Source organism: Paenibacillus marinisediminis (assembly GCF_054343325.1).
Genome location: NZ_JBTGUH010000001.1, coordinates 128753 through 151373, shown reverse-complemented (window position 1 = coordinate 151373; position 22621 = coordinate 128753). Strand labels below are relative to the sequence as shown.

Below are 22621 nucleotides of genomic sequence, written 5' to 3'. Positions count from 1 at the left end.
CCTTAAAACTTGCCGTTGAATCCAACGCGGTGAGCCGCTACAGTTTGCAATTGGACACACTCCCATTAGAGTTTTTCGAGTTTCAGCGGTAGTCCGCGGGGTGCAATCGCAAGTGCAGCGATTTTCAGCATCGCAGAGACAGCAAAGGCAAATGGCTTAAACCCGTACAAATATCTAGTCTATCTGTTGCAACAGTTACCAGCGGTTGCATTTCGTCAGCAACCTGAGTTACTTGATGCGTACCTTCCATGGAGTCCGGCAGTTCAACAACATTGTACATAACGCAGAGCCTGTGGATCTTCATGAACCATGGGCTTTTCTTTTTCAATACACCTGGTTATTTGACGCTACGAAAAGTTGTACTGCTAACCGCGCGTGGTGGCGATTATTCGACTGAAGTGATGCAATCGAGCGAAATGGCCCTGAATTACATGAAAGTGATTCTTCGACTTTGGGGAATCACTGATCCACAGGTCGTCGTCATTGAAGGCCACTCGCAATATCAAGATCGTGCAAAAGAGATTATTGAGACCGCTTTGAAGGAAACAGCCACCACTGCAGCATTATTCTAACTTGACTACAGAGATAAAAAGTTGTACTAGGTAAGTGTGTTTTATATATGACACAAGGTGACATAATGAAGTTCTATAATGAGTAATAGATCAACGAGAGGAGTAACAAATTATGAACCGACGAATCATTTTAGACTTGGCAGTTACTTTGGATGGTTTCATTGAAGGGGAAAATGGTGAAGTGGATTGGTGTATTATGGATCCTGAGCTCGAGTTTAATCAATTTTTAGATCAAATTGACACCATATTATATGGAAGAAAAAGCTATGACCAATGGGGAAAATACACTCCTAATAATGAAGATTCGGATGCTGACAAAGTATTTTGGGAATTGGTTCATAGTAAAGAGAAATATGTGTTTTCCAGGTCACAGCAAGGGACGGACCATGAAGCCGTATTCATAACCGATAATATTTTTGAAGAAGTAAATAAAATAAAGCAAAAGCCTGGCAAAGACATCTGGCTATATGGTGGAGCAAGTCTAATGACAACGTTTATCCAATTAGGACTTGTGGATGAATTTAGATTATCAGTTCACCCTGTTATTTTGGGAGAAGGAAAACCGCTGTTTGCAGATATCAAACAACGGTTGAATTTAAAGTTGGCTCATACAAGAACGTTCTCTTCGGGCCTTGTACAGCTCATTTATCATTGGGACGGTGGGGGCCATGAACGTCAATGATATCGTCATTAAAGGCGCACGCGAGAATAACCTGAAAAACGTGAATGTCCGCATCCCGAAGCGGAAAATCACGATCTTCACCGGCGTTTCCGGTTCGGGCAAGTCTTCCCTGGTCTTCGACACCATCAGTGTCGAAGCCCAGCGGCAGCTGAACGAGACGTTCTCCGCATTCATCCGCAATCGGCTGCCCCGGTTTAGTCAGCCAGATGCCGATCTCATCGAGAACTTGTCTACGGCAGTTGTCATCGATCAGAAAAGGCTCGGCGGCAACTCACGTTCGACGGTCGGCACGATCACGGATATTTATGCGATGCTCCGGCTGCTGTTCTCCAGAATCGGCAAACCGTCTGTTGGCAATTCGCATGTTTTCTCATTTAACGACCCAGCCGGTATGTGCCCGGATTGCTCTGGAGTGGGACAGGTGGTACAGATCGATGTGGAGAAGCTGCTCGATAGATCCAAGTCGCTGAATGAAGGCGCGATCCTGTTCCCCGCATTTAAAGTTGGCGGCTGGTTATGGAATACGTATGCCCATTCCGGACTGTTCGACAATGACAAATGGCTCGCTGACTACACGCCAGAAGAGTGGGATGTCCTCCTTCACGGAAAAGAAAGCAAGATCGTATACAACACCAAAGGCGGCGCCATCGAATCGGATTACGAAGGTCTGCTGCCCAAACTCACCCGCCTGTATTTGAAGCGAGATAGCAGCGAGATGTCCGAAGCCAAACGCGAATCGATTGACCGGTTCTTGTCCTACAGCGATTGTGACCTTTGCGGGGGAAGCCGACTCAATCAAGAAGTCCTTGGCTGCCGGATTAACGGTTACAACATCGCCCAATGCGCGGCTATGGAGATTAGAGAGCTTATTCGTATGATCGAAGCCATTCAGGATCCCGTTGCCGGACCCATGATTGACGGGATTTTGACCCGGCTGGGTCATCTAGTCTCTATCGGGCTGGAGTATCTGAGTCTGGACCGCCAGACCGGGACATTGTCGGGCGGGGAGTCGCAGCGCATCAAGATGGTCCGTCATCTGAGCAGCAGTCTTACCGACATGATCTACATTTTCGACGAGCCGAGTGTCGGGCTGCATCCACGGGATGTCCATCGTCTGAACAGCATGCTGTGCCAGCTACGGGACAAAGGGAACACCGTTCTTGTAGTCGAACATGACCGCGAGGTGATGGAGATCGCCGATTACATCATTGATGTCGGACCTCATGCGGGAACCCGTGGCGGAGAAATCGTCTACGAAGGCGACTTTGCAGGCTTGCTCCGCGCGGATACGTTAACAGGTCGGTACTTAAAACAAAGGCTTCCCTTGAAAACTTCAACCCGAGTGCCGAAGGGTTGGATGGCCGTAACCGAGACCAACCTGAACAATCTGAAGGATGTGACCGTTGATATCCCCGTCGGTGTGCTGACTGTGGTAACAGGGGTTGCCGGATCAGGCAAAAGTACACTGATCAACGGAGCCTTCCTACCCTCGCATCCGGAAGCTATTATCATTGATCAGTCGGCCGTGGGCACATCCATCCGCTCCAATCCGGCTACCTATACGGGGATGATGGACGAGATACGCCGGCTGTTCGCAGCCGCCAACAAGGTGAGCGCATCCCTGTTCAGCTTCAACTCCAAGGGAGCCTGTTCCAACTGTCAGGGTCTCGGCATGATCTACACGGATTTGGCTTTTCTCGAGCCCATAAGGACGACATGTGAAATATGCGCGGGCAGGCGTTTCAGCGATGAAGTACTTGAATACAAACTGTACGGAAAATCCATCAGTGACCTCCTCGCCATGACGGTACGGGAAGCTTCGGCGTTCTTCAGCAAGAAGGAACTGCTCTGTCAGTTGCAGACGCTGGAGGATGTGGGACTCGGATACATAACGCTGGGCCAGCCTCTGAGCACCTTGTCGGGCGGGGAATGCCAACGCATCAAACTGGCTGAAGAACTTCACAAGGAAGGCAGTCTGTATGTCATGGATGAGCCGACAACTGGACTGCATATGTCCGATATTTCTCGTCTGATGGACATTATGAACCGCTTGGTCGACGGTGGCAACACGGTGGTGGTCATTGAACACAACCTGGATGTGATTAAGAGCGCAGACTGGATCATTGACGTGGGTCCCGAGGGGGGGCATAGAGGTGGCCGAATTGTATTCGAGGGCACACCTGTCCAACTTGCTGCTGCTGAGCATTCTATAACGGGGACGTATCTGCGTAAGGCAGAAACTAGCTAGGGAGCGTTTTCCTGAGGTTACAACGAATGGTTCGTGTTTCTGCGTAAATGACCGGTCGAATGCCGGACATTTTTTATTCGTTAGGGATAACATAGAACGCATAGAACGTATAACCAGCCAACGTTAATGCCTCACGGGCTTTCTCAAGCTGATCGTATTTAACCAGCAGATAGTCTGTGTTATATATAGGAGAGACTGCAAAAACAGGGATCTCATGCTCCGCCAACGGCTTAGTCAGGGCATATAGAATCCACGTTAGTCCGAATTCCAACACACCTGCCACCTAGATGCATCGCCAGTCATGTTCGGATTCGATCCTATCCAAGTTATGGGCTGCTGATGTCGGACACACGGTGGATAGTTCGTCCCAGGTGCGTGTCACAGAAAATCACTCTTGCGAACTGAATGCTTCGAGTATGGGTTGATGCAGCTTAATTTAACAACGGAGAGGTCAAGGGAAAGAATGTGTAGTTTTATCTAAAACCATTACTCCTTACAGTGAATTTCTTTCTTTTGCTAAGCATCTCATCTTGGAAGCTTCATTGCAAATGCAGCTGAGGCACTTCAAATGCATTATGAAAACTACTGACATATTACCGTGGTATAATGAGAACCATCTACGTTATCGATTCAGTAAGGAGGGAACATTCTGAGAGCAGATCGGCTGCTTACCATTCTGTTGTTGCTGCAGAACCAGGGAAGAATGACGTCGCGGGAGTTAGCGGACAAGCTGGAGGTGTCGGAGCGCACCGTCTTTCGCGATATGGAGGCGTTAAGCGCGGCGGGCATACCCGTCTACGCCGAGCGCGGTTCCGGAGGAGGATGGTTGTTATCGGAAGGCTATCGGACCAATTTGACAGGGATGAAAACAGAGGAGATATTATCGCTGCTGCTCATCAATCCGTCCAATTTGCTGGATGACCTTGGCATTAAAGATCATTTTGAAGCTGCCTTTCAAAAATTGTTGGCCACCTCTCCCAAGTCAATAAAAAAGAATGCCGAAATGGTGCGTCAGCGAATGCTTGTTGACGGGGCTGGATGGCATCAGTCGAAGGAATCGTTTGAGCATTTGTCGACTGTCCAGGAAGCGGTCTGGGAAGAGCGGCAGCTGAACATAAAGTACCGCAGGGACGGAGAGACCATGGAACGGATCGTCTATCCGCTCGGTATCGTCGCTAAGCGAAACGTCTGGTATTTGATCGCAGAATCAAGCGGTGACATGCGAACATATCGAATCTCTCGTCTTGTTGATGCCCGCATGTTGGAAGAAACCTTCAAGCGGCCCGACGACTTCGAACTAGAACTGTATTGGGAACAATCAACACAACAATTCAAAAAGAGTCTGCCCCGATATCCTGCGCGTCTGAGGGTCCATCTGAAGCTGCACTCTCGCATCGGACATGAGCGGTATGCCAAAATTATTCGAAGCGAGGAAGCAGACGAATGCTGTGAGTGGTCGGAGATGGACGTTGAATTCGAGACACTCGATTCGGCTTGCGAAATCATTCTCAGCTACGGCTCTCTTGTTGAAGTGATGGCACCGGAGGAATTACGGGCAAAAGTTGTGTCCGAACTGACAGCAACTGCGTCGATCTATGCGACGAATAGAATATCATCCAGTTGAAAAGACACCCCCACGTATATCATCCAGGATTTTTGTCTAATGAATGCCATAAACAGGGTAGAGAAGCAGGGTGCACCACATTCGCATTTTTATGATATAACGTACAGTGCCCGATTTGACCTCCAAAATGAAACGGATAGTAGAGGGTCTTTATTGACCTTCTTGCTTCTATCCATTCTCTTGAGAGAAGAATATACATGAAGCATGTTCTATTCAGGTAAGCGTCAAATAGCCCTCATTTTGGTACAAGATGAGGGCTAGATAAATCTTTAAGTAGATTTCTTGTTAAACACACAGCAAGTCAGCGGAGGGGTTTGCGACCATGGCAACAGCTTGTCCAACGCTTCTGAATCTGTGGAATCCGTATGATTCGGCAGCTGATAGATCAGGTAATTTGCGGGCTGCAGTTGGATTTCCTTTGCGGTCTTCAAGATGCTTTAGATGATCGAGCTAGCTTTTGCACCGCGTGGCGTGTTAGCAAACAACCAATTCTCCTCTTATGTTCTTGAGATCATAAGAGAAAAAACTGGTTATTCAGCGGCAGCCCATGGGGGCAACCGCAAGTGCAGCGATCTACAGCATCGTAGAGACAGCAAAGGCAAAATGGATTGAGCCCATACAAATATTTAGTCTATCTGTCGCAACAGTTACCAGCGGTTGCATTTCGTCAGCAGCCGGAGCTACTTGATGCGCACCTTCCATGGAGTCCGGCAGTTCAACAACATTGTACATAACGCAGAGCCTGTGGATCTTCATGAACCATGGGCTTTTCTTTTTCAATACACCTGGTTATTTGACGCTTACAGAATTCAGTAAGATCTTAACTGGTTCGAACACCATAATTGTATCTGGGAAAATGCTTCCTTTGCATTGACTTAAATTAATAGAAGCGCATAGATATACAGAAAGGGCACCCTCCCAGGTGCCCTTTTAAACTTGCCGTTATAGACATTGCGGTGAACCGTACCATAAATAAGGGCAAGTTTTTTGTGGAATTCCTTGCAGGCACCACCGGAAGTGCTTCGGCGCAGCGCAGTACGTCAAGGTCCTGTTGAGTCTTGATGATTCTCGTTCTTGAATCCATCCTGAAAAAGAATATGCCCCTCGAAAAGGGGTCTTGAAGTAAGATCACGAATATGATAAAAAGTATGCTTGATGCGGCCTTAAGCTAAACGGGCAAGGAGGTTGAATGGATGTCTACCCCTATCATGGCCACCAAACTTTTTTTCCCCACGCCTCGGCCGAAAGCGGTTTGTCGCCCGCGATTGACCGAAAGGCTCAGCATGGGTTTATACCGCAAGCTTACCCTTATCTCCGCACCCGCGGGCTATGGCAAAACTACATTAGTTTGTGAATGGCTCGCGGACTGCGGGCGGCCGGCCGCATGGCTGTCGCTCGAAGAAGGGGACAACGAACTTATACGTTTTTTAACCTGTATGATCTCCTCTATACAGACACTTGAGACGAATATAGGACAAGGCATACTTGCTGTGTTTCAAACTCCCCAACTGCCGCCGACCGAGTCGATCCTGACCGCTCTTCTTAATGAGATTACGGCCATTCCGAATCCTTTCATACTTGTTCTTGACGATTATCACGCGGTAAATTCGAAACCAGTCGACGATGCCGTGTACTTCCTGCTTGACCATCTCCCTACTCAGATGCACGTTGTTATAACAACCCGCCAGGACCCGAGTATTCCGCTGGCTCGATTGCGAGCTCGAGACCAATTGACCGAGTTAAGAGCAGCCGATATGAGATTTACGCTCTCCGAATCCGAAGATTTTTTGAACCGTATCATGGGCCTTAACTTGTCTATGGATAAAATAATCTCGTTGGAATCACGCACGGAAGGCTGGGTTGTGGGCCTGCATTTGGCTGCGCTCGCCATCCAGGGAGATCATGACGCCGGTCGGCTCATTCAGTCTTTCACCGGCAGCCATTATTTCGTGTTGGATTATCTGGTAGAAGAAGTTCTGCAGCGGCAATCCGAGGCCGTTCAAACCTTCTTGCTGCGGACATCGATCCTCGACCGTCTATGTGGGACTCTTTGCGATGACGTCGTGCTCGATCCCACGGTTTCCAGCAAGACAACTTTAATAGATCTTGAACGTAAGAACTTATTCGTCGTGCCACTGGACAATGAACGACGGTGGTATCGCTATCACCATTTGTTTGCCGATCTACTCCGCAAAAGGCTGCAAGAAAGTCTCGACGAAGGCGATATCGTAGAATTGCATATACGAGCAAGTGAATGGTATGAGAACAATGGCTTCGAAATCGAAGCGCTTCGCCATGCCGTGGAATCCCATGACATCGAGCGAGCCGCGCGTCTGCTCGAAGGCAATGGAATGCCTCTGCATCTCCGCGGTGCTGCAAGCATTACGCTAGACTGGCTGGAGTCATTGCCAGCCGAGGAATTGGATGCCAGACCCGCGTTGTGGGTAATGTATGGTTCAGCCATGCTGATTACGGGCAAGCTGACAGGCGTCGAACACAAGCTACGGGCGGCAGAGGCAGTCCTGGCAGGTGCGGAGCAGGACGTTAGGGTCAGGGACCTGATCGGACTGATTGCCGCGACGCGAGCTACATTGGCATCATTGGCGTTGACCGGCAATCCTGACGGTGTTGAACGAAAATTACAGGCAACCGAAGCGGCCATGCAAAATACAGGGCAGGACGATAAGACCGATGAACTAGTAGGGCGAATTGCACCTGCAAGAGATGTATGGATAAACGGAAATCATGGATTCGAGGATGTTATCGTCCAATCGCGCCGTGCGCTATCGTATCTGCGTCCGGATAATATCCCCGTTCGGACAGCAGCCGCTTGGATGCTGGGTGTCGCTTGCCAGCGGTGCGGAGATCATTCCGCCGCTCTTGAGGCCTACAGCGTGGTCATATCCAACAGCCTAATGATGGGTCATCAACTGATGGCTGTAATGGCCATGATTGGACTTGGTCAAATCGAGGAAGCTAAAAATCAGAACCGCTCGGCGACGGAATATTACGAAGAGGCATTGCGTTTGGGTGGCGATCTGCCTCATCCAGCTCTCAGTGAGGCGCAACTAGGTCTGAAGCGTGTGCAGATGAAGAGCAGCCTGATCGAGCCGCTCAGCCAGCGGGAAATTGAAGTACTCGAGCTCATCGCTAAGGGGCTTTCGAACAGGGAAATCGGTGAGAAGCTCTTTTTGGCCTTGGACACGGTCAAAGGGTACAATCGAAGGATTTTCGAAAAACTTCAGGTGCAAAGACGTACTGAAGCGATCGCCCGTGCCGGTGAGTTGAATTTGTTACCGAACACTCGTAAATCACACTAAAGTGTCTACAGACCTCAATTCTCCTCTAGCTATACTGGTTATAAATTAGTCGAGAGGAGATAAACATGAATAAGATTGCAAGAGTGGCAGGGGTATTGTTTCTAGTGTCGACGGGTGCTTACTTGATCGGAAATGGACTTTTAGATCCGGTTCTAAATCGTCCGGATTTTCTCTCTAATCTGTATCTGGATCGAACAAACGTGGTTTGGGGATTGTTTTTGGAGTTGATAAACGCCATGGCGGTAGTGGGGATTGCCATACTTCTGTACCCTATCTTAAAGAAGCATAACGAAGCGTTTGCACTGGGGTACTTTGGATCCCGGGTCATGGAGTCAGTACTACTTATCATAAGCGTAATCGGTCCGCTTGTACTTATCACGCTGAGCAAAAATTACATCTCCGCAGGTACTGCCAAGGGTTCATACTTTGAAGTGATAGGGAATTTATTGTTAGAAGCGCATTTTGTACTCTTTCAGATGGCCATGATCGTGCTGAGCTTGGGCAGCTTGTTGCTTTGTCATATACTCTATCGAACGAGTTTGGTTCCTCGATTTTTGGCGGTCATCGGTTTCATCGGGTATGCGGCATTGTTGGCGAGTGGCTGCCTGGTGCTTCTCGGGCGAGAAATCGGACCAATTCTATATGCTCCGGGAGCAGTATTCGAAATCGTGTTTCCAGTATGGATAATTGTTAAGGGATTCAATCTTCGTAAGGGGGAAATCTGATTATTCAAAATCAACATATTACAAACCTGCTCTATGTTAGGTTATCGGATACGTTAGTATACTCTTTCAAAGAAAGGGCCATCCCGTAGAGGATGGCCTTAAAACTTGCCGTTGAATCCAACGCGGTGAACCGTATCATAAATATAATAACACTCTTAAAAATACTTTGATGGTATGGTTAAAAAAACATCTTTATTAACCCTAAAACCCATTTTCTCATAATAATTATAAATTTGTTCTGTTGTTTGTACTAACCACTCTGAATTTGGGAAGTGCTCTATGCACCGTCTAACCAATTCCTTACCAATTCCCTGGTTATGATATTCCGGATCAACAAGCAAATCATATATTATAGACCTGAATGCTTTATCACTTAGCACTCTTACAGCTCCTACTAAATGATCATCTTCCCATGCGGAAACAACAAGAGTTGAATTAATAAATCCAATATTAAAATTTTCTTTTTGCTCTGGTGTTAACACTCCATTACACCAACCTACTGACATAAATAAACGGCACAACTGCTCACATGGTAGATCTTTTTTTATATCATCATAGCTAATATTCAAAATTTCACCTCATAGAATATAAATAATCTCCTATTATCAAGTCTACCATTGGAATATTTTGCAGCAAGTGATAAAATGCTCCGAACTTGATTGCAAACGTATCTGCCTGATCAATCTCATTATTGCATAGATGACTTCGAGTTTACTCTATCAAGCGATACGACAACATGTAGATTCCAACATATGTTATGATGTGATAGCAAATAATGAGATATCAAATATATAGGAGGGATTCTATGAAAATAAAGGCAGTTTTTTTCGATTTGTTCGAAACTCTTATTTCCGAATATGAGAATGGTAGCAAGAAAGCACCTAGTTCAACTCTTTTGGAAGAGAAACTAAGTGCTGATTCTAAATTGTTTAAGAAGGAGTGGAGTTCTAGACAAGAGAAAAGAATGGACGGCACATATTCAGATTTTCCCTCCGTTGTAAAAGAAATATTAAATGTTCTTGGTCATGTTGTTGATGATGGAATCATAGAAACCTTACACAGAGAGCGTATTGCTGCCAAATCAATACCTTTCAAGAACATTGATAAGGAAATCATACATATGCTTGAACAAATTAAGGAACTAGGCATAAAGATTTGTCTAATTAGTAATTGTACTCATGAGGAAGTAACGGCATGGTATTCTTCCGATTTTCCAATATACTTTGATGATTCTTTATTTTCTTATCAGGTTAAATTAGCAAAACCAAATCCAAAGATTTATCATTTGGCTTGCGAAAGAATGGGGGTTTCCCCAATCGAATCCATATTTGTTGGGGATGGTGGGTCTAATGAGTTAGATGGTGCTGCCAAAGTTGGAATGACTTCTTATCAAGCCACATGGTTTATCCCGCCATTTATTAGTGAAAGAATTACCGATTATCCCAAACTAACAAAACCATCCGAATTACTTGATATATTGACTAGGATAAGTTGAGTCATTACTATTAATTTTGGAATTATTTCCTTTTATCTATAGGGGTGAACAAATGGCAGGCTCGATGGTTGAAAGAGTTTCCTTTCTGCAAATTCCGGTAAAAAGTCTTGAAGAATCTACAGCATGGTACGTTAATAATTTAGGATGCAAGATACAATGGAAACGACCGGACAATAAAATGACTATTTTTGAACTTCCTTCGGGCCCGGAAATTTTTCTGTGTGAAACGGAGTTGCATCAAGGAACATCATCGGTCGTTATCGGTTTTGAATCAGAGGACATTATAAAACTGCTATCCCATCTGAAGAGCAATGGGGTAAAGATTGGCGAGATCAGACAAGACAGAGGAGTAATTGAGTACGAAGAAGTCAAAGAGACCCTTGGAATGGATTTTGACTTTTATGATCCAAGCGGAAACATGCTAGTGGCGCATGCCAAATCTACTTTTGAAGAATAGATCCACAGATCCAGAGTTGCATAAACACGGTATCTAAGAAGGGCCATCCGCAAAGGATGGCTTTTAAACTTGCCGTTAATGGTGTCAGGCTGGAATTCAGTGATCACACCGAGCAATGGAAGGATTTTAGTATCGACTGTAGAATGTTTCCTTTGGTTAGTTATTCTCAAATGTCGATTAGGAAGGTTGGCTCTAAATGCAGTTGACGACTGAGGACCAATTAGTCGGGGAAATCGCGGGCTGGCTGAAAAAACATTTTTCAGCTGAGATGTTGTCCGCCGAGCGTGTAAGGCGTGGGCTAATGAATGAGAAGTGGATTGTCGAGACGAACAAGGGGAAGCTGTTCGTCAAAAGCTATCACCCTGGGCGATATAAGATGCATAATCCGGAGTTTCGAGGCAAGATCGAAAATGCGCTGCAGCTGCAACTTCTTTTTTATCAATCGGGAGGACCGTGTCCTAAGCCGCTGACGTTGGAAGGACGCTGCATGCACATCCTGCCATGCGGAAGGTACATGACCATTATGGAGTGCTGCCCAGGCGCCATGGCGCCTGCTGGCTTGATCGATGAGCATAGGATGTACTCACTCGGACGAGCTACCGCGGACATGCATGCCGCCTGGGATTCCGCGACGGTATCAGGGATCGGAGCAGCAGTGCCGCCGGAGGAGCCGCTATGGCGGTTGTCTCGCGAGGAGATGGAACGCAACTGGGAGGCCAGTTGGGATGCAGCCAGTGACTCGTCCGATCGTGTCCGGAACTCGTTGCAATTACAGAAAGCGATCATCGATTCACTTGGAGATAATGATTTTACGCCTCTGGCTGCGGGTTGGACTCACCTCGATCTATGGGCAGACAACTTGCTTTTCGAAGGGGACGTTCTAACAGCCATCGTTGATTTTGACCGAGTACGTTACTCGTTTCCAGCGCTGGATCTCGGGCGGGCTGTCCTTTCTGGTGTACTCAACGAGCACGGGTTCCGCAAGGATGCGGTGGTCGCTTTCACTGAAGGCTACCGTTGTATGCGGCCGCTGCCGCCGGGCTCGCTATTGAGGGCAATCAAGTACGTATGGTGTGTCGAATCGTTCTGGTGGATCCGACCATCGTTCGAATCATTCAGCGTAGCCCCTGCCCGCTTTGCCGAAGAAATGATTCGCACTGCGGAGTGTTGGGAGCAGCTCGACGCTCTACTTGGGGACATCTAGCTACCAGTCTATGTGGGCAATTAACTCTTGTATGAATAATGGGAAAAAGAAGGGAATATCGTATATCGTTGATTTTAAAAATGTGTCTAAAAGGACAATATTAAAGTAAGCAAAAGCGTAAGTAGATGATTATTTTTGGGGGGATGGACATGAATCAAAACAACGAAACAAATAAAAGCGCAACACGGGTAGGTGAACGCGAGATTGAGGTCATCCGCGTATTTGATGCTCCTCGCGATCTTGTGTTCGATGCTTGGACGAAAGAGGAGCACCTGTCTAAATGGTGGGGACCTCAAGATTTTATGTCGACTTTTAAGAAGTTTGATATGAAACCGGGCGGTATATGGGAGTTTATTATGCATGGTCCTGATGGCGTTGATTTTCCCAATACCAACGTCATTGTCGAGGTCGTTAAACCTGAGCGAATCGTCTTCAAACATGATGTATTCCCCCATTATTTGGCGACAGCAACCTTTGACGACCTGGATGGGAAGACCAAACTCACGTATAGCACTATTTTTGATGAAAGTGCCGATGTATTCGGCGAGGTGAGAACATATGCCGTCCGAGGTGCCGAACAGAGCATGGAGCGTCTTGCAGAGCTTTTAGCAAGCATGTCCTGACGCTAACGGTAACCATCTGTTCAAATCTTTCAATGAGAAGGCCATCCGTCGTGGATGGCCTTAAAACTTGCCGTTACAAACAGCGCGGAGAACCGCATCATAAGTAAATAAGTTTTTTATGTATTGAATAGCTCGCAAGGTATGCAAACTTTTCTATCACTAGTAATATATATATAATGAAAGCTGTGCTTTAATAATATGCAATATTGCAGGAGGCGTAGTATGAAGCAACTTTACATAAAGCAGAAGGTATTCAGTCTAAGTGGCAAATTTACGGTAAAGAATCAGGATGAGAAGGATGTTTATTACGTAGAGGGCAGTTTTATGCAAATCCCAAAGACTTTCTCCATTATGAATACAACAGGAGATGAAGTTGCACTTATTACGAAAAAGGTGTTCAGTTTTTTACCGAAGTTTTTTGTTGAGGTAAATGGTCGAGAGATATTAACGATTGAGAAGGAGTTTTCTTTCTTTAAAGCACGCTATACGATTGATGCGGCTGACATTGAGGTACTTGGAAACTGGTGGGATATGGATTTTCAGGTGTTACAGCATGGAGTAGTCATAGGTGAAGTGAACAAGGAGTGGTTCACTTGGGGCGATAGCTACAAGGTTCAAATCTTGAATGAGGAGATGGAGGCCATCATGATTGCGCTCGTTGTCGCGATTGATTGTGTGAAGGCTGACCATGCAGCTGCTTCCTCATCAGCGACGAATTAATATAGGGACTTACTAGAGCAGGCTGCGGTAGCCTGCTCATTTTGTTAATATAATAGTGCGCTTTTCTTTACAAAAAATGTACAGTTCTTGTAAAGTGAAATGGCGAATTATTTCCTATAATTTTAATGCGATAGGAGGTGTGCGTAATGGATAACTTTAAAGCTTTTGAGTGTGTAGTGGAATACCTAGAGAATATTATATCTAGCTCTGATGAAGTTGATTATCGTGTCATTTCTAAAATTGCAGGTTGTCCTGCTCCCTTATTTCAGCGTATTTTTGTATATATTACAGGAATCACGATTAGTGAGTATTTGAGGAGACGTCGATTAACGTTGGCGGGTTATGATATCAGAAATAGCAGTGAAAAAATTATTGACATAGCTATGAAATATGGTTTCAATTCCCATGCTGCTTTTACAAGAGCATTTAAAGAGTACCACAAGGTTCCACCTTCTAGTACTAGGAAGGCTGGAGTACAGCTTAATGATTATCCTCGCACCTCCTTTACCAATATTAGAATTGTAGGAGGAAAACGAATTATGGCCGAGCTTAAGAAAATCGAGTATGTGGAATTTGGGGCTCGTAAAATTGTAGGTATGATGAAAATGACTTCGTTTCAAAAGGCAGGAGAAGAGTGCTGGGGTTCAGCATTTAAGGAAGGCGTTTTTGACAGAATACAAGAAATAGATAGATGGGTTTGCAAAGATATTGATGATTATATTGGACTTGGGCATATGAGTAAATTTGCTGGAAAAGATAATTTCCAATATATCATAGGTAAATGTGTAGAACTTGATGCGCCTGTTCCAGAGAACATGTATACAGAAAATATATCCGCTGGAACGGTCGCTAAAGTATGGATTGAAGCCGATAACCTTAACGATATTATTGATTGTGCATACTTGATTTGTTCTGAAGCGATCGAGAAAACAGGATACAAAATTGATGTTGAAAACTTTTATTGGTGTGATGTCTACACATACGACAGATATTGCACACCGCTAGAAAAAGGACAGAAAGTTATTCTTGATTATTTGTTGCCTGTCATCAAAGATGAGTATGACAACCAAGATTCTCGTGAACATTGATTATTATACACTACGGGGGGCGTGGGTATTGACTAATTCCATTTTTGAGTTGATAGAGACGGATGATACGCTTCCGTTTGACGTATCGCTAAATAGTGTTAATTATGTGCCCAGTCATTGGCACAACAGTGTTGAGATCATCTTTGTCCTAAGCGGTCATCTGGAGGTGACTGTGGGGAGCCAGAACTATTCACTCATGGAAGGGGATGTCCTCCTCATTAATCAGTGCCATGTACATGAGGTTATAGGTCTGGACATGAATATTATTGCTACCTTCCTAATCCCAGTTTCTTATCTGAAAGAGTACATTGCAGGTATAGAGAGCCTTAACTTCAATTGTTACTCGGGTACAGCCGAATCGAAAAAGAGATTAGAAATGAGTCATATGCGTCAGCTACTAGCAGAGATAATACAACTCAAGTATAAAAGGGGAGAAGCCTACGAGCTTGAAATGCAAGTCCGTATGCTAGTTGTCTTTACTACGCTGTTAAAAAAATTCAAGGCTCCGGTGGCAAGCGGTGCAATGAATGAGAAATATATGGAACGGATGCTACGAATCATTTCTTATATAGATGACCATTACAAGGAGGCTGTTTCTTTACAGACTCTTGCTGAGCGGGAATATTTATCTGTTCCTTATTTATCCAAGTTCTTCAGTGAGAACATCGGAATGAACTTTCAATCGTATCTTACAAGCATTCGTCTGAAGAATACTGTGGAGGATCTACTACATCAAGATGATATGTCGATCGCTGATCTAGCTCAAAAGCACGGATTTCCGAACGCTAAGTCGTTTTATGCTGCATTCAAGAACAGATATCATATGACGCCTAATGAATACCGCTGGCAGTATCGACCCGAACTGCATGAGAAAAAGAAGAAGCCTTCATCGAATTATCTTGCTTTCAATCAGTCCAGCGCACTCGGGATCATTAATAACTATTTGAAGCGTAGCCAATCTAATGAATTGGAACAGGTGGAATCGTTGGAGTGCATCTCTAACGTGGTAGATTTATCTGTAGCAGACAGCTCACTTAGACATACTTGGAAAAACTTAATTACAATTGGCAAGGCCAAGGAAGGTCTGCATGCTGACGTCCAGCAGCACTTGAGGTATGTTCAGCAATACTGTCGTTTCCGCTACTTGCGCTTCCACGGTATTTTTGATGATGCCATGATGGTCTATCAGGAAGATGAGAATGGACAGCCTGTTTATAATTTCAGGTTTGTAGATCAATTGTTTGACTTCCTGCTGTCCATTGGACTTAAACCGTTCGTGGAGCTGGGTTTCATGCCTTCGGCACTTGCATCTGATCGGAGTAAGACGACATTCTATAAGGTCAGTTATATAAGTCCACCTAGCTCCATCGATCGTTGGTGTAAGCTTATCGAAGTGTTTATTCGTCACTGCATGAGTCGTTATGGAAAGACAGAAGTAGAGAGCTGGAAGTTTGAGTTTTGGAATGAACCCGAGCTTGAAGTATTCTGGTCAGGATCGGATGCCGAATATATGGATTTGTATTTGAGAACCTATGAGACAATGAAGAGCATCTCTACTGAGCTCCATATCGGTGCCCCCGGCTGTATCATTACACTTCATTCGGGCGTGTTTAGTCGGAAATTTTTCGAATTCTGCAAGGAACGCAGCTGTATTCCCGACTTTATTCCGATTCATTTCTACCCGCATGAGAATCTGGAAAACATTATTGAAACAAAGCATTTTGAAGAGTTCTATAAGCTTGATCCATATCGGAAGTTATTAGAGGAATTTCAGGGGATATCCCCGAATCCGGATTATCTCAAAGACATGTTGAATGAGGAACTAAGGAGAATGGACGAGCAAGATCTTTCTTGTCGTGAAGTATATCTTACCGAATGGAATTCGACAGCGTACCACCGTGAACTAACGAATGATACCCTTTATAAGGCTGCCTATATTGTGAAAAATATTGTAGAGAATCTGGATCGTATCGACGGGTTTGGATACTGGGTCCTCAGCGATAATATCGAGGAAACTGCGGCATCAGCTCAGTTATTCCACGGAGGTCTGGGTTTAATTGCACAATATGGTATTCCAAAATCCGCTATGTATGCTTACCACCTTCTCGCGAAGCTGGGGAATCGGTTGATTACTCAGGGGGATGGATATATAGTGACAGCAGGAGAAGGGGCATATCAAATATTGATGTACAATTATTGTCATTTTGATGATCTGTATGCACTAGGAGATACGTCCTTCATTAATGAGAGAAGCCGTTATAACGGATTTAAAGATGAGAAGACGCTGAAGTTTACATTGGAGTTGAAAGATCTTCCGAATGGAAAGTATAAAGTGATCACTCACACCATCAGCCGCCAGCACGGCAGCAGCTACGATAAATGGGTGGAGATGGGGGCGCCAGATTCGTTAACAAAAGAGGATGTTGATTATCTTAAAGAAAACTCTCACCCTCGGAGGCATGTTCAGTTTCTGGATATTGAGGGTGGCAGAACCTTTGTCTCTACATTAGAGCCGCATGGGGTTGAGCTTATCGAGTTGTTACTTGTGTACGAATAAATGAGTCAATTTTTATTGTGATTACCAATCAGTATTTAAAGCGATTACAAAAATACGTTAAAAATAGACCCAAAAGACTGTAATTTACCGTCTCTCTAATGAGGGACGGTTTATTTTATAATATATATGTAAGCGATTTCAATAAAAACAGGGGTTGTTGACCATCTTTGAAGATGATGCCGTTTACACCCAGCTATTCGGCGGTTTTGGATCTACTAATATGATGAAGGAGTGATTTCATTGAAGAAGAAAATTTCAGGAATGTTAACCATCTTAATGGCTATCTTCTTGATTACCGCAAACAGTACGAGTGCAGCAGGTGTAAGCGCTGTCAATAACAAAGATGACGGTAAGACGCTCACGATCTATTTGGTACGTCACGGCGAGACGCTGTTTAACGTACAACAACGCATGCAAGGGTTTTCGGATGCTCCGCTCACTGAAGAAGGAATTAAGGTCGCTGAGAACCTGGGCAGAGGCTTGAAGAACATTCCGTTCGTTGCCGCATACAGCAGTACGAGTGAACGGGCAATCGACACGGCCAATGCCGTTCTAGAAGGCCGTAATCTCAATCTGATCAAAGATAAACGTTTGAGAGAAATAAATTTCGGGGATATTGAAGGTTCTTATCAAGCAGATATCGTTAAGGATCCGAATTTCGCCTCGTTCCAGAAATTCGATTTCACTTCGGTGCACGGGGAGAATATGCAAGGCGTGTTTGAGCGGGCTAAAGCATCGCTGGATCAAATTGTTGAAGAAAACAAAACAAAAGGCGGTAATGTGCTTGTCGTTTCTCATGGCATCACCATTCTCGATTTAGTTATGGGTATCGACCCAAAAGCATGGGATATGAGCAAGGGCGGCTTGCCGAATTCGAGCGTAACGACGATTCAGTGGAAAGATGGCAAATATACGGTGCAAAAAGTCGGCGATCAAAGCTATGCGGAAAACGGCCGCAACAAGCTCACGTTCTACTTCGTTCGTCACGGCGAAACGCTGTTTAATGTGCAAAAACGGATGCAGGGACTCTCGGATGCTCCGCTAACGGAAGAAGGCATCAAGGTTGCTGAGAACTTGGCACGAGGCTTGCATGACATTCCGTTCAGCACAGCATACAGCAGCTCGAGCGGGCGTGCGGAAGATACGGCCGATATCATTCTGGAAGGCCGAAACATGATGCTGAAAACGGATAAGCGCTTGAGAGAATTGAACTTCGGTGACATGGAAGGCGCTTATCAAGCAGATATGTTAAAGGATAAGAACGTTGCTTCATTCCAGAAATTCGATTTTACTCCGGTGAACGGAGAAAACATGGATCAGCTTTTTGCACGGACGAAAGCAGCAGTAGACCAGATCATTGCCGATAACAGCGGATCGAACAAGAATATCCTGATCGTTTCCCACGGCATCACCATTATGGATTTTGTCATGGGGCTTGACCCTAAAGCTTGGGATATGAGTAAAGGCGGCTTGCCGAATTCCAGCGTGACAATCGTAGAATGGGAGAACGGCAAGTTTACGGTAGGAAAAGTCGGCGACACCAGCTATGTGGAAAAGGGTGCTGCCCTAGCCGCGAAGAAATAAGTTCGATCTTTGACCGCACCTGCGCAGTTCGCCATAACTTCGACGATCATAATATTGGAGGAAAAAAAGATGGCAAAAAAATTTGTATTTGATGAAGTACCTGTTATTCAGACGAAAGCAGGTCAATTAAAAGGTTATTTTTATGATGGAATTCATATTTTTAAAGGAATTCCCTATGCACAGGCAAAAAGGTTTCAAATGCCAGAGGAAGTAACTCCATGGGAAGGTATCAAAGATGCAACATCATATGGATATGTGTGTCCTTTGATGCAACAGGAACGTCCAAGCGGAGAACTGATGGTGCCACACCGTTACTGGCCTATGGATGAAAATTGCCAGAATCTTAATATCTGGACGAAAGTTCTTGATAAAGATGCTAAAAAACCAGTTTTGGTATGGCTCCACGGCGGTGGCTTCACTGCTGGATCATCCATTGAACAGGTAGCATATGACGGTTTTAATATGAGTCAACTTGGTGATGTAGTAGTAGTGAGTGTGAATCACCGTTTAAACATCCTTGGATATATGGATCTTTCACCTTTTGGAGAGAAATATAAAAATTCAGCAAATGCTGGTCATGCAGATCTTGTAGCAGCTTTGAAATGGGTTCACGAAAATATAGCTCAATTTGGCGGAGACCCTGAAAATGTTACGTTGTTTGGACAGTCTGGTGGTGGTATGAAAGTTACTGGTCTTATGCAGATATCGGCTGCCGATGGACTTTTCCATAAGGGAATTGTTATGAGTGGTGTTGACGATGGTAAGCTAATGCCTCAACCAAATGGTGATGGAAGAATGATTGTAACAGCAATGCTTGAAGAATTGGGACTTACAGAAAAGGATGTGGAAGCTTTAGAGACACTTCCTTACAGTGAACTGGTAAAAGTCTATGGAAAAGTATCTCCAGCGATTATGCAAAAGGGCGGCTATATGGGCTGTGCACCACTAAAAAATGAGTACTATCTTGGAGAACCTCTTATACATGGCCTTACCGAACATGCAAAAACTATTCCCTTAATGGTAGGATCTGTATTTGGTGAGTTTGCATTTAATCTAGCGACAGTTAATAAATATGAGCTTTCTGATGATCAAGAAAAAGAAATGCTTTGCAAGAAATTTGGTGAGCATACACAGGAGCTTATGGAGTTGTTTGCAAAAGCTTATCCTGAAAAGAAAGCGGTTGATTTATTGTCTCTTGACAGAATTTTTCGTACGCCTTCTAAAGAACTAGCCAAACTTTTGGCAGAAGGAGGAAAGGCCCCTGCTTTCTTATATAATTTCACTCTGGAATTTCCGATTGCTCATGGAAAGGCAGCATGGCATTGTTCAGATATTCCTTTTGTCTTCCATAATACAGATAAAGTTGAAATCTGTAATATGGATGGCATTTCAGATGAACTGGAAGAAAAAATATTCCAAGCAGTCATCCATTTTGCACAAACCGGTAATCCAAATCACCCAGGGCTACCTGAGTGGCCAGATGTGAAACCAGAGGACGAACCTACCATGATTTTTGACCGAGATTGCAAGGTTCTTCAAAATTATGATGATGAATTGATAAATTTATTTAATGAGGTATGTGGTCCTATCAATCTTGCAGAGTTATTCGCTCAGGACGTTCAGCATTAAGAAAAAGAAAAATTACCGTGGTGGACATGAGACCCAGGCTAAGGTGAAGAAGAAGCAAAATAGTTATACAACTCAAAAGGAGGAAAAATATTATGGGAACAATTATAACACCTTTTAAGCGATTAGCTGCGGGTATCTCAATTGGTTTTGGGCTAATGCTCATGGGCTTCTTGACCACTGGTGCACTATTGATTCCAATCAAAGTTATGTCCATCGATCCTGATGGTTACGCCGCATCCTATGGTCTGGTGGCAGGCGTAAGTGCAATTTTTGCCTTGATCGGTAATCCAATTGGTGGTGCCATCAGTGACCGAAGCACCGTGTCTTTTGGAAGACGTCGTCTTTGGATTTTGCTTGGTTCACTGATTGGTTCATTATGCATCATGTATATTTATTTCGCGAAAACGGTTTTAGGAGTCGTGATAGGATGGTCAGCAGCACAGTTTTTCTTTAATTTCAGCTGGGCAGCTTATACGGCTTTAATTCCTGATCAAGTAGAAGAATCCAAAAGAGGTACCATGTCTGGTATATTCGGTATCTTATTGCCTATGTTCTTGACTTTAGGAATGGTAATGATTCAAATCATGAACAATACAACTGATTTCGTTAAGTTCACAACGTTTGCTGCTATTGGTATTATTGGACCGGTCATCAGCTTGTTCTTGATAAAAGAAGGCAAGGTAGAATTCGTTAAAAAGAATAACAATAATACTGGATCCTTCGTTGAAAAAATAACAAAGATTTATCCAAATCCAAAAAAATTCCCTGAGTTTTCATGGGCTTTATTTTCAAAGTTCCTACTTATGCTTGGATATTGCAGCATGTTCTATTTAACAATAATGCTAGGTGCTCGTATGCATATGGATTCGGCACAAATTACATCAACTTATGCTAATATCATGATTTTCGGTAATATTTTCACTGTTATTGCCAGCCTTTTAGGTGGTGTTTTATCAGACAAAGTCAGAAAACAAAAAATATTCCTTTATATTTCTAGTGTAATTCTAGCAATTGGTATTTTATTGTACCTTATACCAAATGTTAATGCCTTTTATTTAGCTGCTATTGTGTGTGCTATAGGCGGAGGTTGCTTTATGGCTGTTGATACGGCTATGGTTGCCCGCGTGCTGCCTAATAAAGAGGATACTGCTAAAGACTTTGGGCTCATGAACGTTGCCAATACTTTGCCACAATCCATAGTACCTGCAATAGGACCACTGCTTCTTGCAATAGGAGGCTGGAACTTCTTTTTCATATTCCTTGCGCTTATGCCTATTATAGGTATGTTCACAATTATGCCTATACCGGAAATAGGTCAAAAGCTGAAGTATGAAAGAGAATTGGAAACAAATAAGTTAACCGATATGCAGGGAGCTTCTATGTAACACAATGTAACACACAATAAATTATCGGGAAAATTGGAGAAAATATGAGTAAGAGAGCAGTAATTTTTGATTTAGATGGGGTCATTGTTTCAACTGATGAGTTTCATTATGAAGCTTGGAGAAAAATGGCCGAGGACGAAGGAATATATTTTGATAAAAAAATAAATGAACGGCTCCGTGGAGTGAGCAGAATGGAGAGCCTGGAGATTATTTTGGAAAGGTCAGAAACGCTTTATACTTTACAAGAAAAAGAGGATCTGGCTGCAAGGAAAAACACTTATTACAGAAATCTGCTTAATACATTGTCAGAAACGGATATTCTGCCTGGCGTCATGAATGTGTTAAAAGCATTGAAGGAATTAGGTGTAAAGATAGCTATTGGATCTTCTAGTAAAAATACGACCTTTATACTGGAAAGAATCAAACTTGATGGCTATTTTGATGCCGTAGCAGATGGAAATGAAATAACATACAGCAAACCACATCCTGAGGTTTTTCTGTTAGCAGCAGCAAAATTAGGAATGGATGCTTTTGAATGCGTTGTCATTGAAGATGCTGATGCTGGCATTGAGGCAGCAAATGCTGGAGGTATGAAAGCTGTAGGAGTAGGATTTGCAGCGAACTGTGTAAATGCAAAATATAGAATAAAGGATTTATCTATAATATCAATAGATGAATTACTAAAGGACTAATAAAAGGAAGGTTAAA

The 22621-nt window shown here is 44.1% G+C and carries 19 protein-coding genes and 3 pseudogenes; 19 read left to right on the top strand and 3 right to left on the bottom strand.

Features of this window, described 5'->3' with window-relative positions; genetic code table 11:
- Positions 1 to 81: 81 nt before the first annotated feature.
- From ACXX53_RS00770 to ACXX53_RS00755, 4 genes and pseudogenes are all read left to right on the top strand, one after another.
- A pseudogene (locus ACXX53_RS00770) lies at positions 82 to 282 on the top strand (transposase domain-containing protein); the annotation flags it as partial.
- A 20-nt stretch (positions 283 to 302) separates the two neighbouring features.
- Entirely contained in the window at positions 303 to 572 is a 270-nt protein-coding gene (locus ACXX53_RS00765) for an NAD(P)H-dependent oxidoreductase (protein ID WP_458566696.1), read from the top strand.
- Positions 573 to 684: 112 nt separating this feature from the next.
- A complete protein-coding gene (locus tag ACXX53_RS00760) occupies positions 685 to 1254 on the top strand; it encodes a dihydrofolate reductase family protein (RefSeq protein WP_458566695.1) in 570 nt (189 codons plus the stop codon).
- Positions 1241 to 3502, top strand: a complete 2262-nt coding sequence (locus ACXX53_RS00755; RefSeq protein ID WP_458566694.1) for an ATP-binding cassette domain-containing protein — start codon at positions 1241 to 1243, stop codon at positions 3500 to 3502. Before ACXX53_RS00760 ends, ACXX53_RS00755 begins: the two co-directional genes overlap by 14 nt.
- Before the next feature lie 73 nt (positions 3503 to 3575).
- On the opposite strand, the gene ACXX53_RS00750 is transcribed toward ACXX53_RS00755, so the two are convergent.
- Entirely contained in the window at positions 3576 to 3785 is a 210-nt protein-coding gene (locus ACXX53_RS00750; protein WP_458566693.1) for an ACT domain-containing protein, read from the bottom strand.
- A gap of 366 nt (positions 3786 to 4151) precedes the next feature.
- On the opposite strand from ACXX53_RS00750, the gene ACXX53_RS00745 reads away from it, so the two are divergent.
- Complete coding sequence (locus ACXX53_RS00745; protein ID WP_458567641.1) at positions 4152 to 5126, top strand: helix-turn-helix transcriptional regulator; 975 nt, start codon at positions 4152 to 4154, stop codon at positions 5124 to 5126.
- A 269-nt stretch (positions 5127 to 5395) separates the two neighbouring features.
- Here the strand turns inward: ACXX53_RS00745 and ACXX53_RS00740 are convergent.
- Positions 5396 to 5620: pseudogene (locus ACXX53_RS00740) on the bottom strand (IS66 family transposase); the annotation flags it as partial.
- Positions 5621 to 5644: 24 nt separating this feature from the next.
- Here ACXX53_RS00740 and ACXX53_RS00735 point away from each other — a divergent pair.
- From ACXX53_RS00735 to ACXX53_RS00725, 3 genes and pseudogenes are all read left to right on the top strand, one after another.
- A pseudogene (locus ACXX53_RS00735) lies at positions 5645 to 5860 on the top strand (transposase domain-containing protein); the annotation flags it as partial.
- 459 nt (positions 5861 to 6319) lie between these two features.
- A complete protein-coding gene (locus tag ACXX53_RS00730) occupies positions 6320 to 8446 on the top strand; it encodes a LuxR C-terminal-related transcriptional regulator (protein ID WP_458566692.1) in 2127 nt (708 codons plus the stop codon).
- Positions 8447 to 8511: 65 nt separating this feature from the next.
- Complete coding sequence (locus ACXX53_RS00725; protein ID WP_458566691.1) at positions 8512 to 9171, top strand: DUF4386 domain-containing protein; 660 nt, start codon at positions 8512 to 8514, stop codon at positions 9169 to 9171.
- 155 nt (positions 9172 to 9326) lie between these two features.
- Here the strand turns inward: ACXX53_RS00725 and ACXX53_RS00720 are convergent, their stop codons facing one another.
- A complete protein-coding gene (locus ACXX53_RS00720) occupies positions 9327 to 9740 on the bottom strand; it encodes a GNAT family N-acetyltransferase (RefSeq protein ID WP_458566690.1) in 414 nt (137 codons plus the stop codon).
- A 236-nt stretch (positions 9741 to 9976) separates the two neighbouring features.
- Between ACXX53_RS00720 and ACXX53_RS00715 the strand changes: the two genes are divergently transcribed.
- The 11 genes from ACXX53_RS00715 to pgmB all read left to right on the top strand — a co-directional run bounded on the left by ACXX53_RS00715 (position 9977) and on the right by pgmB (position 22605).
- A complete protein-coding gene (locus ACXX53_RS00715) occupies positions 9977 to 10666 on the top strand; it encodes an HAD family hydrolase (RefSeq protein WP_458566689.1) in 690 nt (229 codons plus the stop codon).
- Positions 10667 to 10718: 52 nt separating this feature from the next.
- Positions 10719 to 11123, top strand: coding sequence for a VOC family protein (locus ACXX53_RS00710; RefSeq protein WP_458566688.1), 405 nt, complete (start codon positions 10719 to 10721; stop codon positions 11121 to 11123).
- Between the two features lie 196 nt (positions 11124 to 11319).
- Positions 11320 to 12327 (top strand): phosphotransferase, encoded by a 1008-nt coding sequence (locus tag ACXX53_RS00705; protein ID WP_458566687.1) that lies wholly within the window; start codon positions 11320 to 11322, stop codon positions 12325 to 12327.
- A gap of 149 nt (positions 12328 to 12476) precedes the next feature.
- Positions 12477 to 12950 carry an SRPBCC family protein gene (locus ACXX53_RS00700; protein ID WP_458566686.1) on the top strand — a complete coding sequence of 158 codons (474 nt, stop codon included), beginning with the start codon at positions 12477 to 12479 and terminating at the stop codon, positions 12948 to 12950.
- Positions 12951 to 13148: 198 nt separating this feature from the next.
- Positions 13149 to 13670: an LURP-one-related/scramblase family protein gene (locus ACXX53_RS00695; protein ID WP_458566685.1), complete on the top strand. Its 522-nt coding sequence runs from the start codon at positions 13149 to 13151 to the stop codon at positions 13668 to 13670.
- Between the two features lie 146 nt (positions 13671 to 13816).
- Positions 13817 to 14758, top strand: a complete 942-nt coding sequence (locus ACXX53_RS00690; RefSeq protein WP_458566684.1) for a helix-turn-helix domain-containing protein — start codon at positions 13817 to 13819, stop codon at positions 14756 to 14758.
- A 28-nt stretch (positions 14759 to 14786) separates the two neighbouring features.
- A complete protein-coding gene (locus tag ACXX53_RS00685; protein WP_458566683.1) occupies positions 14787 to 17315 on the top strand; it encodes a GH39 family glycosyl hydrolase in 2529 nt (842 codons plus the stop codon).
- Positions 17316 to 17555: 240 nt separating this feature from the next.
- Complete coding sequence (locus tag ACXX53_RS00680; protein ID WP_458566682.1) at positions 17556 to 18899, top strand: histidine phosphatase family protein; 1344 nt, start codon at positions 17556 to 17558, stop codon at positions 18897 to 18899.
- Between the two features lie 69 nt (positions 18900 to 18968).
- Positions 18969 to 20528, top strand: a complete 1560-nt coding sequence (locus tag ACXX53_RS00675) for a carboxylesterase/lipase family protein (RefSeq protein ID WP_458566681.1) — start codon at positions 18969 to 18971, stop codon at positions 20526 to 20528.
- A 92-nt stretch (positions 20529 to 20620) separates the two neighbouring features.
- Positions 20621 to 21913 (top strand): MFS transporter, encoded by a 1293-nt coding sequence (locus tag ACXX53_RS00670; RefSeq protein WP_458566680.1) that lies wholly within the window; start codon positions 20621 to 20623, stop codon positions 21911 to 21913.
- Between the two features lie 44 nt (positions 21914 to 21957).
- Positions 21958 to 22605, top strand: coding sequence for a beta-phosphoglucomutase (pgmB, locus tag ACXX53_RS00665; RefSeq protein WP_458566679.1), 648 nt, complete (start codon positions 21958 to 21960; stop codon positions 22603 to 22605).
- Positions 22606 to 22621 lie beyond the last annotated feature (16 nt).